This is a genomic window from Serratia sp. A07 (assembly GCF_058725505.1).
Map to the genome: position 1 here is coordinate 1 of NZ_JBZXDO010000011.1, position 14,354 is coordinate 14,354.

The window sequence follows — 14,354 nt, forward strand, 5'->3', positions numbered from 1 at the left end:
ATTACCCGCGGGCAGTAAAAAAGAAGCCGCAACGTTATACGTTGCGGCTTCCTCAAAAGCTTAACTGACAAGCATTACAGCCCCTGGGCTGCCCTTTTCGTTACTTCTGCTCCGCCGGTTCATCCGGCGCGTCGAGCACCTCTTCTTCCTTGCGGAACAGGCTGATGACCTTGAACAACAGGCTCAGGCCAATGCCGACGATGGTCGCCAGCGCCATGCCTTTCAGCTCCGCCGCGCCGATATGCACCTTGGCGCCGCTCACGCCGATGATCAGGATCACCGAGGTCAGAATCAGGTTTTGCGCCTTGTTGTAATCCACTTTGGACTCGATCAGCACGCGAATGCCCGAGGCGCCGATCACACCGTACAGCAGCAGCGAAACGCCGCCCATCACCGGCACCGGCACCGCCTGGATCGCCGCCGCCAGCTTGCCGATGCAGGACAGCAGGATAGCCAGCACCGCCGCGCCACCGATCACCCAGGTGCTGTAGACCTTGGTGATGGCCATCACGCCGATGTTCTCGCCGTAGGTGGTGTTCGGCGTGGAACCGAAGAAGCCGGAGAACACCGTCGAGATACCGTTGGCGAACATCGAACGGTGCAGCCCCGGATCGCGGATCAGGTCTTTTTTCACGATGTTGGCGGTCACCACCAAGTGGCCGACGTGCTCGGCAATCACCACCAGCGCCGCCGGCAGAATGGTGAAGATGGCGAACCACTCAAAGCGCGGGGTGTAGAAGGTCGGCAGCGCGAACCAGTGCGCCTCGCGGATCGGGGTCAAATCCACCACGCCCATGAAGAACGACAGCGCATAGCCCACCAGCACGCCGATCAGGATCGGGATAATTGCCAGGAAGCCGCGGAACAGCACCGAGCCGAGCACCGTGACCGCCAGCGTCACCAGCGAAATGGTGATGGTGGTCGAGTCGGCGCTGGTACCTTCCGCCGGTAGCAGCCCCGCCATGTTGGCCGCCACGCCCGCCAGCTCCAGCCCGATGACGGCGACGATCGCCCCCATCGCCGCCGGCGGGAACATCACGTCCAGCCAGCCGGTGCCGGCCTTTTTCACGATCAGCGCCACCAGGCAGAACAGCACGCCGCACATGATGAAACCGCCCAACGCCACTTCATAACCGAGCGGCAACAGCAGCAGCACCGGCGAGATAAACGCGAAGCTGGAACCGAGGTAGGCCGGGATCTTGCCTTTACAGATGAACAGATACAGCAGCGTGCCGATGCCGTTGAACAGCAGCACGGTCGCCGGGTTGATCTTGAACAGGATAGGCACCAGCACGGTGGCGCCGAACATGGCGAACAGGTGCTGGAAGCTGAGCGGAATGGTCTGGAGCAGCGGCGGGCGCTCGCTGACGCCGATGGCGCGACGGGTCATGTGTGCTTTTCCTCGGTTTATTGGTTTTATAGGTTTTAGTCAAAAAAAAGCCGACTCGTTAAGTCGGCTCAAATGTATACTTGGTACCAAATATCTTGTCGCCCGCGTCACCCAGGCCAGGCACGATGTAGCCCTTGTCGTTCAGGCACTGATCGATGGAGGCGGTGTACAGCTCAACGTCCGGGTGCGCTTTCTCCAGCGCGGCGATGCCTTCCGGCGCCGCCACCAGGACCAGCACCTTGATGCTGTGGCAGCCGGCTTTCTTCAGCAGATCGATAGTGGCGATCATCGAACCGCCGGTGGCCAGCATCGGGTCAACGACCAGCGCCATGCGCTCTTCGATGTTGGAAACCAGCTTCTGGAAGTACGGCACCGGCTCCAGGGTTTCTTCGTCGCGGTAAACGCCCACCACGCTGATGCGCGCGCTCGGCACATGCTCCAGCACCCCTTCCATCATGCCCAGTCCTGCGCGCAGGATCGGCACTACGGTAATCTTTTTCCCTTTGATCTGATCCACTTCAACTGGCCCGCACCAGCCTTCGATGGTGACTTTTTCCGTCTCCAGATCGGCGGTCGCTTCATAGGTCAGTAAACTACCCACTTCTGAGGCCAGCTCACGGAAGCGTTTGGTGCTGATGTCATTTTCGCGCATCAGGCCAAGCTTGTGTTTTACCAGCGGGTGTTTCACCTCAACGATCTTCATCATTTTTCTCCTATTAAGGTGGTTGCGGCCAAAAAAATCGCGGGATTATACCTCCTTTTTTTCGCCGCGCCACCCACAATAGTCCGATCGGGATCAACAAAAGTTTGAATATCAGTATAGATGACGAAAAAGCGGAGCCGGTTCACAAGCCGCTCGCAAACGTTTGCCTGCGCTGTTAGAATTGCCGCGCCTTATTCCGGAATCAACATCGGAAGCACAGTTTTCAAACCGCAAACCGTCGTGGGGAATCGCGCAGTGACCGACAAAACCTCTCTCAGCTATAAAGACGCAGGTGTCGATATCGATGCAGGCAACGCATTGGTAGATCGCATCAAAGGTGTAGTTAAACAGACCCGTCGCCCGGAAGTGATGGGCGGTCTGGGCGGGTTTGGCGCCCTGTGTGCGTTGCCGCAGAAATACCGCGAGCCGGTGCTGGTTTCCGGTACCGACGGCGTGGGCACCAAGCTGCGTCTGGCGATGGATCTGAAACGCCACGACACCATCGGCATCGATCTGGTGGCGATGTGCGTCAACGATCTGGTGGTTCAGGGCGCCGAGCCGCTGTTCTTCCTCGACTACTACGCGACCGGCAAGCTGGATGTGGACACCGCGGCCAGCGTGATCAACGGCATCGCCGAAGGCTGCAAACAGTCCGGCTGTGCGCTGGTGGGCGGCGAAACCGCTGAAATGCCGGGCATGTACCACGGCGAAGATTACGACGTGGCCGGTTTCTGCGTCGGCGTGGTCGAAAAATCCGAGATCATCGACGGCAGCAAAGTGCAGTCCGGCGACGCGCTGATCGCCTTGGGCGCTTCCGGCCCGCACTCCAACGGCTACTCGCTGGTGCGCAAAATCCTGGAAGTGAGCAACACCGATCCGACCGCCACCCAGCTGGAAGGCAAACCGCTGGCCGACCACCTGCTGGCGCCGACCAAGATTTACGTGAAGTCCGTGCTGGAGCTGATCGAGAAGGCGGACGTCCACGCCATCGCTCACCTCACCGGCGGCGGCTTCTGGGAAAACATTCCACGCGTGCTGCCGGAAGGCATGCAGGCGGTGATCGACGAAGCCAGCTGGCAGTGGCCAGCGGTGTTCACCTGGCTGCAGCAGGCCGGTAACGTCAGCCGTCATGAAATGTACCGCACCTTCAACTGCGGCGTAGGCATGGTCATCGCCCTGCCGGAAGCCGAAGTGGAAGCGGCCATCGCGCTGCTGACCGCGGCAGGTGAAAAAGCGTGGAAAATCGGTAAACTGACCGCCTCTTCCGACGAACAACAAGTGGTCATCAACTGATGAAAAAGATCGTGGTGTTGGTCTCCGGCCAGGGGAGCAATCTCCAGGCGCTGATTGACGCCTGCCAGCAGGGCCGCATCGCCGCCGAGATCGTGGCGGTGTTCAGCAACAAGGCGCAGGCTTATGGCCTGCAGCGCGCCGAGGCGGCGGGCATCGCCGCTCAGGCGCTGGATGCCAAGGCTTACGCCGATCGCGCGGCGTTCGACGCCGCGTTGGCGGACGCTATCGACCAGTACCAGCCCGATCTGGTAGTGCTGGCCGGCTACATGCGCATCCTCAGCCCGCAGTTCGTGCAGCGTTATGCCGGCCGCCTGCTGAACATTCACCCTTCCCTGCTGCCGAAATATCCGGGGCTGCATACCCACCGTCAGGCCATCGACAACGGCGACAGCGAACACGGCACCTCGGTGCACTTCGTGACCGAACAGCTCGACGGCGGCCCGGTGATTTTGCAGGCCAAGGTGCCGATTTTCGCTGACGACGAAGAGGATGACGTGGTTGAACGGGTGCAAACCCAGGAACACACGATCTATCCGCTGGTGGTGAGCTGGTTCGTCGACGGCCGCCTGGCGATGCGCGATGGCGCCGCCTGGCTGGACGGCGAACGCCTGCCTGAGCAGGGCCACGCCGCCGACTGATGCGCGCAGCCTGAACCTTGCCTAAACGGCGCCCACGCGGCGCCGTTTTTTTTCGCCTTCATCCATTCTGTGAAGTTATACTTTGCACAATTTCACGGCACAGAGGAGCCCACATGTCCAGCACTGCCAGCGTCAGGTTACGCCCATTGGAACGGGACGATCTGTCGTTCGTCCACCAGATGGACAACAACGCCAGCGTTATGCGCTATTGGTTTGAAGAACCCTACGAAGCCTTTGTCGAGCTTTCCGATCTCTACGATAAACACATCCACGATCAGAGCGAGCGCCGCTTTATCATCGAGCACGAAGGCGCCAAGGTCGGCCTGGTGGAGCTGGTGGAGATCGATCACATCCACCGCCGCGCAGAGTTCCAGATCATCATCGATCCCGCCCACCAGGGCAAAGGCTACGCCAGCACCGCCGCCCGTCTGGCGATGGACTATGGCTTCTCGGTGCTGAACCTGTACAAGCTGTACCTGATCGTCGACAAGGAGAACCCGAAGGCGATCCACATCTACAGCAAGCTGGGATTCAACGTGGAAGGCGAGCTGATCGACGAGTTCTTCGTCAACGGCGAATACCGCACCGTGCTGCGCATGTGCATCTTCCAGCCGCAATATCTGGCGAAGTTCAAAACGCCCAATGATAAGCCGCTGGTGAAGTGACAATTCGCGAGAAAAAAGTGAAAACCCGCGAAAGCGGGTTTTTTATTGGAAAATAAGCGACTAGTATTAATGGATGTTATTTTATCGTCAGGAAATAGCCTGATGAATGCGGAAATAAATAATATTCATCCGAGATAATTAATCGAACAATAATTAATAGTGATAGTAAGAGTTACCCTCTGCCTCTACAAAGGAAAAATGCCATGACAACCGTCTCAAACCTGCTGCTTTTTATCGGCCTGGCGATGCTCGCCATCGCCGCCGGTCTGAATACCTATAGCGGCTACGCGCCTGCAGATCCCAATAGCACCCCGCTATTTTCCCCGCTCTGGTGGACGCGCTGGTTCCCGCTCTATGCCTCGGGGGCTGCGTTGCTGCTGGTGGGGGTAGTGCTGCGGGTTTCGGGGCGGGGACGTTAAAAATCAAATTTCATCGTAGATATTACAGAGCAATATATGCGCCGTATTCATTATCAAAGCGAATATTTCTGCAATGTGTATGTATTGCAAACTGAATGATTTGAAAAAATCAATGTGTTATTTTTTGATTGCTGCGTAATAAAAAACCCGCTTTTGCGGGCTTTTTATAATCTGTTAACAGCTTATCATACTACAGATAGTATCAGTAACTACGTCCAATCTTGATAGCCGTCTTCATGAATCCAGACAAGACCACCAGGGCATTCCTCTTCATAGAACCAAATGTCTTCATTTTTTTTCCATTCCTCTTCTGTCTTAGGGAATACAGCTTTGTAATGTGTTACCTGTTCTTCAATGTCTCCCTCAAGGAATTGGCCATGCTTACCTAACCTTACTCTCCCTTCAGCCATAAGGTGATGAATTAAGTCGAAAAAATAGTTTTTCTTTTCTTCGTAGGACAATGTGTTTCTATCAAAATTATCAGCTCTCATAGCTGACCATACGGTTCCAATGGAAGCACCATCCAACTCTTCTCTAAACAGTTTGTATTGTTCATCGCTATACAACATGGTAGCCCTCATCGAAATTTGATTTAATTTTTTACCGCCATTAATGGCGGTATTCAGGCTGGAGCTGATGACCGATTTCCCGGCCACCCGCTGCGCCACCGTGCTCCAGTCACCGTTGCTCAGCTGCGGCAGTTTGACGTTGTTCGGGTTAAGCGGTTTGCCCGCCGCGTCCTATCGGCGTTTATATGGGATACAACATCAAGAGAAAACGGCTCCGAAGAGCCATTTCTGTGTGCGGGTTAGATCCAATCTTCATAGTCGCTGTCATGGATCCAGACGATAGACAAAACACATCAATCCACACGAGCATCCTTTTATTCAGGCTTATCGATCAAGCCAAGCAATCGAAGATCGTTTAAAATTTCGTTTTTGTCATCTTCAGTTACATCCTTAAGCATTTCGAATAAATCATTTTCGGATAAAATTTTTAATATGATATCTGTGTGGAACTTTACTGTTTTATCACTACATCGACCAGCCATAAAGATGAGCGTCACTAGCTCAAGCATGAGGCATTCTATAGGTTCTTCAAACGAACCTTCTAATGACTCATACGCAAACGCCTGATCAGATGTATCACAAACCCCATGGTTATCCCCATCTTTCAATAGGTCAATTATCTCCCTGCAATAAACGTAACTTGAATGGGCAAAGCTATTTCTTATCTCATCATAATTCATCACACTCATTGTTATTTACCTCTTCCCGGAATCAAACGCACTCCGTTATTGTCCAAAACGTTAATTTTCACCCCAGGGTACCTACTCTCGAATTGTTTAACAACGCCCAAGCAACTGTCGCAGGCAGGTTTTTCTGTAAAAATAGTAACAGAACCTTTAGCAGAATAATTACTTCCTAATTTATCAGCTAAGTTATCCAATATTTTATATTCAGAGTCTATACGTCTTGGTACTGGTCTACCATCATCAGTAAGCAAAGTCTCATATTTGAAATTTTCTTTTCCCTTTCCAACAAAACCTTTCCCTTCAACATTTATGAGATTGTGACCCGCAAGTGTCTTTGGCATTCCAGATATATCAATATTGGCCACGGCAACGTTGCCACCACGTTTCCAGTCTGATGGTAGACCAGCCCTCAGTTCTGTAACCTGGTTTTTGAATGCAGCAGCCTGCTGAACCGTCTTCTCATTGACCAGATACCCTTTCCAGGCGCTGGTTGGCCCTACCAGTTTGGATGACAGGTATTGGTTGCCGACGTTCGCTTTCCCCATACCGGCAAACGTACTGGCGACAGAGACCGCCATCACCGAGGCATTCACCCAGTCCGGCGACCAACCGGTCAACTTGCTGATTTGTTCTATCTGCTGGTTGCGTGCAAACAGCTGGCCGTCGGTTATCTGATCGCCCAAATCATACGTGAATAACTTTTCGCTGTCATAGCCGGCAAACGCCGGATAGTTGCCGAAGCGCTGACGCTCCTTTTGTACCCAGTAGTTGGCAATGAGGCCGTCTTCATCCCGCGTTGACGGGTACTTATTCATCAGGGCTTCAAACTGCTTGCGTTCGTCTGAGTTCAACGCCTCTTGCGTGGTGCAAGCTACTTTTCGGCATGAAGCCGCCATCAGACGCGCTTCTTTTTCCTTGTCGCCCTTAGCCAACTCTTTAATCGCGTTGAGTTCTTCCTGGTGCAGTTGCCGATTGAAACGCTCGACAAACTCACCCGCATTTGCACCGCTGGTGGCGCCTGCGGCTTTGGCGGTTACGATGGCCCCTGCAAAGGCGCCCGCTACGCGGCTGATTTGAGCCTGACGCTCCTGCCAACCTTCACTTCTGACCAAATTATCATTGATGATCACCCCGGCCAGCTCCGCCGCCAGCGCCCCGGCCGCCGCGCCTTTGGCATTACCCTTGCCGATTTCTGCGGCCACGCCCGCCAGAACGGCATGGCTTACGGCCCGGCCCGGTATATCGAGAACCTGACCGTTATCCCCAATCAGGTTGGCGCCCTCGGCCTGAACCTGGCTGCCGACATTCGCCAGCAGCGCATTGGTCAGGTTGTCCTTGAAGCTGCCGCCATTGATGGCGGTATTCAGCCTGGAGCTGATGACCGATTGCCCAGCCACCCGCTGCGCCACCTTGCTCCAGTCACCGTTGCTCAGCTGCGGCAGTTTGACGTTGTTCGGATTGAGCGGTTTGCCCGCCGCGTCCTATCGGCGTTTATATGGAATACAACATCAAGAGAAAACGGCTCCGAAGAGCCGTTCGCATGGGCGTTAGATTTCCGTCAACCGTGGCCTATAGTGGTACTTTTTACCTTGGCTAGCCCCCCGCATGAAAAAAACGTGCTTAATCTCAAACTGTTAGGAGCTGGAAGGTTACTCGGGCTTATCAAGCAATCCAAGCAACTCCATATCATAAAGCAAATCGCTTTTTTCTTTTTCAGAGATATCTTCAGTCAAAACACCCAGAGGATATTCATTTATAATCTGTTTAATAACACTCCGAATGTTATTTTCCACCTCTCCCGGTTCTCTTCCGGCCATTAAAATTAGGAGAAAAACCTTGAACATTAACTTTTCTATTGGCGAAAAAGGAGTATTTTCATATTGATAGGCTGCATATCCAATTTCCAAACCATCATAAGATGATTTTTCACCTGTTTTTTGGTTAATGTCAAGAATGTTTCTACAGCAATCATAGAAACACCCCAGTACCATTTCTCTTATTTCACCGTAAGTCATACGCTCATCATCCATTATTTCAACCTCCTAGGAATTAGCATTACATCGTTATTATCAAGGACATCCACTTTAATCCCTGGGTATTTTTTCTGAAATTGGTCCACAACACCCAAGCAGCTCTCACAGGCAGCACGTTCAGTGAAAATAGTGACTTTACCTTTGATAGACACATTGCCACCCAACTTATCAGCCAGGTTGTCCAGAATTTTGTATTCCGAGTCTGTATTTCTTGGTATTGGTTTACCATCCCCGCTATTGATGGTTTTAAATTTAAAATTGCCGCTACCTTTTCCTATAAAACTATTCTCTGCTTTATCGATCCCACTGTGCGCCGCAAGTGTCTTTGGCATACCGGGGATATCAATTTGCGCGACGGCGGCATTCCCACCTTTCCTGATCTTTTGTGAGAACGGTGCCCTGGCATCCAATACCTGCTGCCTGAACGTTGCTGCCTGCTGAACCGTCTTCTCATTGACCAGATACCCTTTCCAGGCGCTGGTTGGCCCTACCAGTTTGGATGACAGGTATTGGTTGCCGACGTTCGCTTTCCCCATACCGGCAAACGTACTGGCGACAGAGACCGCCATCACCGAGGCATTCACCCAGTCCGGCGACCAACCGGTCAACTTGCTGATTTGTTCTATCTGCTGGTTGCGAGCAAACAGCTGGCCGTCGGTTATCTGGTCGCCCAAATCATACGTGAATAACTTTTCGCTGTCATAGCCAGCAAACGCCGGATAGTTGCCGAAACGCTGGCGCTCTTTTTGTACCCAGTAGTTGGCAATAAGGCCGTCTTCATCCCGCGTTGACGGATACTGATTCATCAGGGCTTCAAACTGCTTGCGCTCATCTGAGTTTAGCGCTTCCTGCGTGGTGCAGGCGACTTTTCGGCAGGATGCGGCCATCAGACGCGCTTCTTTTTCCTTGTCGCCCTTAGCCAACGCTTTAATGGCGTTGAGTTCTTCCTGGTGCAGCTGCCGATTGAAACGCTCGACAAACTCACCCGCATTTGCACCGCTGGTGGCGCCTGCGGCTTTGGCGGTTACGATAGCCCCTGCAAAGGCGCCCGCTACGCGGCTGATTTGAGCCTGACACTCTTGCCAACCTTCACTTCTGACCAGATTATCATTGATGATCACCCCGGCCAGCTCCGCCGCCAGCGCCCCTGCCGCTGCGCCTTTGGCATTGCCCTTACCGATTTCTGCGGCCACGCCCGCTAGAACGGCATGGCTTACGGCCCGGCCCGGTATATTGAGAACCTGACCGTTATCCCCGATCAGATTGGCGCCCTCGGCCTGAACCTGGCTGCCGATGTTCGCCAGCAGCGCATTGGTCAGGTTGTCCTTGAAGCTGCCGCCGTTGATGGTGGTATTCAGGCTGGAACTGATGACCGATTGCCCGGCCACCCGCTGCGCCACCTTGCTCCAGTCGCCGTTGCTCAGCTGCGGCAGTTTGACGTTGTTTGGATTGAGCGGTTTGCCCGCCGCGTCCTTGCTCCAGCCCATCGCGCTGTCGAAACCGTTGAGCGCGCCGCCGATCGCCATCGCCGTGGCGGTCGCCTTGACGTTCTCATTGCTACCCAGCGCCTGCAGGGTTTTCGACAGGTTGCCCTGGTTTTCCACCAGCGCCACCGCCGCCTGGGAGGCCAGCGAAGACATCCCGGCGGTGACCGCGCCGCTGGTTACCGCCCCGCCGCCCACGGCGCCGGAAACGCTGGAGGCTGCCGTGGCCGCCAGTGAACTGCCTGCGGTCACCGCCGCGGCCGCAATGGCGATCACCGCCGCCACCGCCGGGTTCAGGTGCTGGCTCTTGTAATCCCAGCTGTCGTAGGCGTCTTTGACCTTGCTCCACTGCACGTCGTTGCGCTTGTTCAGATCTTTGACCCAGGTGGTGCCCGGCGTATTGCCCAGGGCGTCGATGGCGCTTTGCAGCGCCTGGCCGTTTTTCACCTTCACATCGGCGCTGACGCCCTTGGCGGCCTCTACGATCAAGGCGCCACCGGTATGAATGCTCGGCAGTACCCACTTATTGTCTTCGTACCCTTTGTTGGCCTGCTTGATAAAGAAGCCTTTCGAGTTGGTGACGGTCTGTTCGAAAGAGGTGTTTTTCACCGCGCGGAAGTTAACCTGGCCACGGGAGCTGGTCAGGCGTGCGTTTTGTCCAGCGGCGATTTTGCTGGCTTCATAGGTGCTGTCGTCGCGGCTCATCAGCGTGATATTGCCGGCGGCGGTAAACTCGGTAACCTTGTTGGTCACGTCGTGGCGGGTCTGCTTAACCTCGGTTTTCTTGCCCCACCATTTGCGCTTGGTTTCCTTTTTCTCGTAATGGCTGGACTCTTCCATCGCCTGGGCGTAGAGATAGCCGCCCTTGGCGGCAATATCCATATTGCCGACACGCATGGCCTCTGCCTGATTGTGGGCATCGACCTGGGCTTTTTGTTTGGCCTCGTCCGCCCCTTTGCTTTTCGCCTCGTTGCGGGCGGTTGCCAGGCGTGATTGAGCGCCATCGCGATCTTGCGTGGCCTGAGTAAGGCGCTGTTGCGCGTTATTGAACGCTGATTGCTCGGCATTTATTTCATTCGGAAGGATATTCGCACGCTTCTCTTTTTCCAAGAGTTCATGGGTGATGCCGATACCCTCGGCAGCGAGGGCGGCACTTTGTTGCCATAAACCCCAATCGTTAATTTCCATTAACTTGCCATGCTTGGCGGAAAATTCCTGAATCTTCCTTAAATTATCTGCTTGTCTTTGTCTTAGCGTATCAATGTCACGCTGCAACGTATTAAATTCATTGCTTTTACTGTTTTTCGCTTGTTCAGCCCGGCTCTTGTCCTGCAGAGCCTGATTGATACGCTGCTGTGCATTTTGAAGCTGCTGTTCTGCAATGGCTATCCGACTCCCCCAATCCGTCACCGCCACCGACGGTTTCCAGTTCGCCCCTAATCCTTTAACCACCAGTTTGGTCGCCTGGAACAGAATGCTGCCGCCGGAAATCACCGTCATAAGACCGCCGGCATTCAGCTCGGTGCCCTGCTGAGTACGGGTTTCGGTGAACTCGTTGCCGCCCTCGCGGTAAGTGTGATTTTGCACCGCCTCGAAACGCATATCGCCGCCGGAGGTCAGCGTCATGTTGGCGCCGGAGGTCAGCATGGCGCCGTAAGTCAGCAGTTGGTTATTCGCCGACGCAGTCAGGTTTTTCCCGGCGCTGAGGGTAGTGACCACATGGCGATCGTCTTTGTTGTTGTCGTTGCCGGCATCGATGGCGGAATAGGCCACGTTCGACAGCCACAGGTTCTGCCCGGCCAGTAGCGTGATGTTGCCGTTGGCGGACAGCGTGCCGCCCTGGGTGCCGATGTCGCGGGCAGAGTTAATCAGCAGGTTGCCGCCAGCGTGTACCCGGCTACCCAGTTCAGGCGTGCGCGACACAGGGAAAAGCGCATTGAATCGGCCGTCAAGTTCACGGTAGTTAAGATCGGCGTTATGGGCGGCTAACAGCGTAACGTCCTTGTCCGCATTAATCTTGGCGCCGCGGAGCGCCAGATAGCCACCGCTATTGAGCAGAACCGAACCCGTTGCCCTCATTTGGCCACTGGCCAACAGCTGGTTGAAGTATTCCTGCCGTTTAGCCGGAGAAACCGGCCCCCCCAATAGCGGCCCCTCCAACAACGCGCTGTTTTTTACGATTGCAATGCTGCCGTTAGCCGTCATGGCGATATTGCGACTTTGCGGCGCCAGCAGCGTATTCAGCAACGTAATGGTACTGCCAGCCGTGAGAGACAGATCGCGTGAAGCCTCAAGGCTGCCCAACCAACGCGAACCGTCAGGGCGGAAGTAGTGAGGTTTCTCGCTGGAATGTATCTTTATCTCACCGTTTTTGGCGTTTAGCGTGACGTCCTGCCCTTTCAGCTCACTTTGCCAGGCGTCGATGGCGTTGACCGCCGTCAGAGACAGCTCTTTTCCGGCGGCCAAAATGCCTTGCCCAAGAACAATCCGATCTTCGGCAATCGCGGTGATATTGCCGTCGGCACGAATCGCATCAGTACCGACGATGTTTTTGGCATGCAGCAGAACATTCCGTGCCTTTAGCGACTCTGGCCTGCCGGAGGTGACCACTTCATTCAGCTGATTTTCATGAGGCGTCGGCGTACTGATCTCTATCTTATTTTTAAAATCCGCAGTGAGATTATTGCCGGCGGTAATCGATGATTTTTGCTGCCCCTTTGCTCGCCAGACGACAAGCTCCTGCTGCTTGGTATAAGGTGCTTTTTCCGTGACATACAGCAGATCCCAATCTCCGGGAGGCGCATCTTCGTCACGGGCAAACGCCCCAACGCCAAACGTGTTCGTTCCCAGACGCCAGTACCGATCTTTCTGGCCGAGTTGAATGCTCTTTACGGTAAAATCGTTCCCCGTCAGGATCAGATCTTTGGCCGCGCTGATATTCGACTGATCGTTCCATAACGTTGTCGCGTTGATATAAGCGTTGTTGCCTGAATTTATCACCCCCGGCGCCTGCGATTTCACCAGAAGATACTCGTCTTTCCCCACATTAACCTTGTCGCCTTTCGACAGGTTGATTTCGCCAAACCAACTGCCGATGCCAAAGTCCTTCAGTTCAGGCTCCAGCAGCACAATAGCGTCAACACCTTGCCGTGAGTCGTAATAACTTCCTACCAAGGATTTATTGAACGCTTTAGAGTTAGCGGGAGTATTTTTCCAAACGGCTTGAACCTCTTGCCTGACATTGTTCAAATTCTCCGTGCGTATAACCAAGTCACCGCTGTTGGTCAGGATTTTCGCCGAACGGTTCTCGACGGATTTAGCCTTGTTGCCCTGCGCATCCTTTTGGATCCACATATTTTTATTGGCGTGCAGCTTGGCATTTTCCCCGGCGTTGCGGATATGGTCGCCAAAGATACGCATATCGCCACTGGTGCTGGTTTGCCCATCATTCACCAGCGTCGTCGTCGCCAACGTGGCGTTGCCGTCCGCCTGCACGACAGCACCCCGCGTAATGTGCAATCCCTTGGCGCTGACATTAAGATCACCCTTGCTGTGCGTGGTGCCGTTAAGCACCAGGTTACCGTTAACGCTCAGCGTAATATCCCGCTGTTTGCTGGTGAGGTCTTTCAGATTCACCCCCACCCCATCCTCGTTGGCCACCAGGCGGATTTTGTTGGCGTACATGCCGCCCAGCGCTTTGGTATCCACCGCCAGCACAGGTTTTGCGCCTTCACCGGCGATCGGTTTGATGCTGCCGTCTTTGAAGCTAATGCGGTTGGCGCCCTGGGTCAGCGACAGATTTTGCGCGTTGATTTTGCCGTTCAGCTCGGTGGCGCGGCTGATGATATCGACATAGTCGGCGCCGCTGCCGTCCAGCCCTTTGCCGCCGATGGTGACACCGCCTTTTTTCACCTCCAGCGCTTCCAGCGCGCCCTGCTTGTCGAACTGCGGTTTACCGGTGGTTAACGTCACGCCCGGCGCGTTGATAAAGCCGCAGCCGTCGCAGGTGATGCCATTCGGGTTGGCGATCATCACGTTGGCCTTGTTGCCGAACACCTCGAGCTTGCCCTGAAGCTCGGAACGACTGCCGCCGATCACCTCGTTGATGATCAACTCCGCCGGCTTTCCCTTCAGGTAGGTGTTGCCCTGCGCGCTGGAGATTTCCACGCCCAGCTGCGTTTTGCCGCCGTGCGTGGCGTTATTCAATACGGCGCCCTGTGGCCCAACGTTGAAATCTTTATAGGTGTTGTGCGAGATGCCTGCACCGTTCGGCGTGGCGATATTCACCACCGGCACGTCGCCCGGCTTGATAACCACCTGCGTATTGCCGTTGGCGGCGGTAATGCCGGCGGCAAACGCCGGGTGCAACGGCTGGAAAGCCGTCAGGTAGATCAGCAAATAGCTGGCGCCCCGCGCCAACGGAGGGTTGAGCTTATCCATATTCATTCCTTCGAAAGGATGTTGTTTTGAACGC

10 protein-coding genes and 2 pseudogenes are annotated in these 14,354 nt (G+C 54.7%); 4 read left to right on the forward strand and 8 right to left on the reverse strand.

The window, feature by feature from the left end; all coding sequences use genetic code 11:
- Nucleotides 1-100 precede the first annotated feature (100 nt).
- Both uraA and upp read right to left on the reverse strand, forming a co-directional pair.
- Nucleotides 101-1,390 carry a uracil permease gene (gene uraA, locus AC4PR2_RS13290; RefSeq protein ID WP_021504398.1) on the reverse strand — a complete coding sequence of 430 codons (1,290 nt, stop codon included), beginning with the start codon at nucleotides 1,388-1,390 and terminating at the stop codon, nucleotides 101-103.
- 58 nt (nucleotides 1,391-1,448) lie between these two features.
- The gene (gene upp, locus AC4PR2_RS13295; RefSeq protein ID WP_492175253.1) at nucleotides 1,449-2,093 is read right to left on the reverse strand and encodes a uracil phosphoribosyltransferase; all 645 of its coding nucleotides are present in this window, start codon (nucleotides 2,091-2,093) and stop codon (nucleotides 1,449-1,451) included.
- 255 nt (nucleotides 2,094-2,348) lie between these two features.
- On the opposite strand from upp, the gene purM reads away from it, so the two are divergent.
- The 4 genes from purM to AC4PR2_RS13315 all read left to right on the forward strand — a co-directional run bounded on the left by purM (nucleotide 2,349) and on the right by AC4PR2_RS13315 (nucleotide 5,108).
- Nucleotides 2,349-3,386, forward strand: coding sequence for a phosphoribosylformylglycinamidine cyclo-ligase (gene purM, locus AC4PR2_RS13300; RefSeq protein WP_308345263.1), 1,038 nt, complete (start codon nucleotides 2,349-2,351; stop codon nucleotides 3,384-3,386).
- The gene (purN, locus tag AC4PR2_RS13305) at nucleotides 3,386-4,024 is read left to right on the forward strand and encodes a phosphoribosylglycinamide formyltransferase (RefSeq protein ID WP_038873710.1); all 639 of its coding nucleotides are present in this window, start codon (nucleotides 3,386-3,388) and stop codon (nucleotides 4,022-4,024) included. Before purM ends, purN begins: the two co-directional genes overlap by 1 nt.
- A 113-nt stretch (nucleotides 4,025-4,137) precedes the next feature.
- Nucleotides 4,138-4,689: a spermidine N1-acetyltransferase gene (gene speG / locus AC4PR2_RS13310; protein WP_004941631.1), complete on the forward strand. Its 552-nt coding sequence runs from the start codon at nucleotides 4,138-4,140 to the stop codon at nucleotides 4,687-4,689.
- 203 nt (nucleotides 4,690-4,892) lie between these two features.
- A complete protein-coding gene (locus tag AC4PR2_RS13315) occupies nucleotides 4,893-5,108 on the forward strand; it encodes a hypothetical protein (protein ID WP_049271975.1) in 216 nt (71 codons plus the stop codon).
- 209 nt (nucleotides 5,109-5,317) lie between these two features.
- On the opposite strand, the gene AC4PR2_RS13320 is transcribed toward AC4PR2_RS13315, so the two are convergent.
- The 6 genes and pseudogenes from AC4PR2_RS13320 to AC4PR2_RS13345 form a co-directional block, all read right to left on the reverse strand.
- Nucleotides 5,318-5,689, reverse strand: a complete 372-nt coding sequence (locus AC4PR2_RS13320) for a DUF596 domain-containing protein (protein ID WP_315985212.1) — start codon at nucleotides 5,687-5,689, stop codon at nucleotides 5,318-5,320.
- Between the two features lie 21 nt (nucleotides 5,690-5,710).
- Nucleotides 5,711-5,812: pseudogene (locus AC4PR2_RS13325) on the reverse strand (DUF637 domain-containing protein); the annotation flags it as partial.
- A 179-nt stretch (nucleotides 5,813-5,991) separates the two neighbouring features.
- Nucleotides 5,992-6,366: an Imm2 family immunity protein gene (imm2, locus tag AC4PR2_RS13330; RefSeq protein WP_060441163.1), complete on the reverse strand. Its 375-nt coding sequence runs from the start codon at nucleotides 6,364-6,366 to the stop codon at nucleotides 5,992-5,994.
- A gap of 2 nt (nucleotides 6,367-6,368) precedes the next feature.
- Nucleotides 6,369-7,844 (reverse strand): annotated as a pseudogene (locus AC4PR2_RS13335) (DUF637 domain-containing protein); the annotation flags it as partial.
- Nucleotides 7,845-8,012: 168 nt separating this feature from the next.
- On the reverse strand, nucleotides 8,013-8,393 hold the full coding sequence (locus tag AC4PR2_RS13340) for a hypothetical protein (RefSeq protein ID WP_049288535.1): 381 nt from the start codon (nucleotides 8,391-8,393) through the stop codon (nucleotides 8,013-8,015).
- Nucleotides 8,393-14,320, reverse strand: a complete 5,928-nt coding sequence (locus AC4PR2_RS13345) for a DUF637 domain-containing protein (protein ID WP_197803461.1) — start codon at nucleotides 14,318-14,320, stop codon at nucleotides 8,393-8,395. The genes AC4PR2_RS13340 and AC4PR2_RS13345 overlap by 1 nt, the downstream gene beginning before the upstream one ends.
- Between the last annotated feature and the right edge of the window lie 34 nt (nucleotides 14,321-14,354).

Coding starts and splice junctions, on each gene's coding strand:
- AC4PR2_RS13315 (WP_049271975.1), top strand. CDS start 4,893: ATGACAACCGTCTCAAACCTGCTGCTTTTTATCGGCCTGGCGATGCTC.
- upp (WP_492175253.1), bottom strand. CDS start 2,093: ATGAAGATCGTTGAGGTGAAACACCCGCTGGTAAAACACAAGCTTGGC.
- purN (WP_038873710.1), top strand. CDS start 3,386: ATGAAAAAGATCGTGGTGTTGGTCTCCGGCCAGGGGAGCAATCTCCAG.
- speG (WP_004941631.1), top strand. CDS start 4,138: ATGTCCAGCACTGCCAGCGTCAGGTTACGCCCATTGGAACGGGACGAT.
- AC4PR2_RS13320 (WP_315985212.1), bottom strand. CDS start 5,689: ATGAGGGCTACCATGTTGTATAGCGATGAACAATACAAACTGTTTAGA.
- imm2 (WP_060441163.1), bottom strand. CDS start 6,366: ATGAGTGTGATGAATTATGATGAGATAAGAAATAGCTTTGCCCATTCA.
- uraA (WP_021504398.1), bottom strand. CDS start 1,390: ATGACCCGTCGCGCCATCGGCGTCAGCGAGCGCCCGCCGCTGCTCCAG.
- AC4PR2_RS13340 (WP_049288535.1), bottom strand. CDS start 8,393: ATGGATGATGAGCGTATGACTTACGGTGAAATAAGAGAAATGGTACTG.
- AC4PR2_RS13345 (WP_197803461.1), bottom strand. CDS start 14,320: ATGGATAAGCTCAACCCTCCGTTGGCGCGGGGCGCCAGCTATTTGCTG.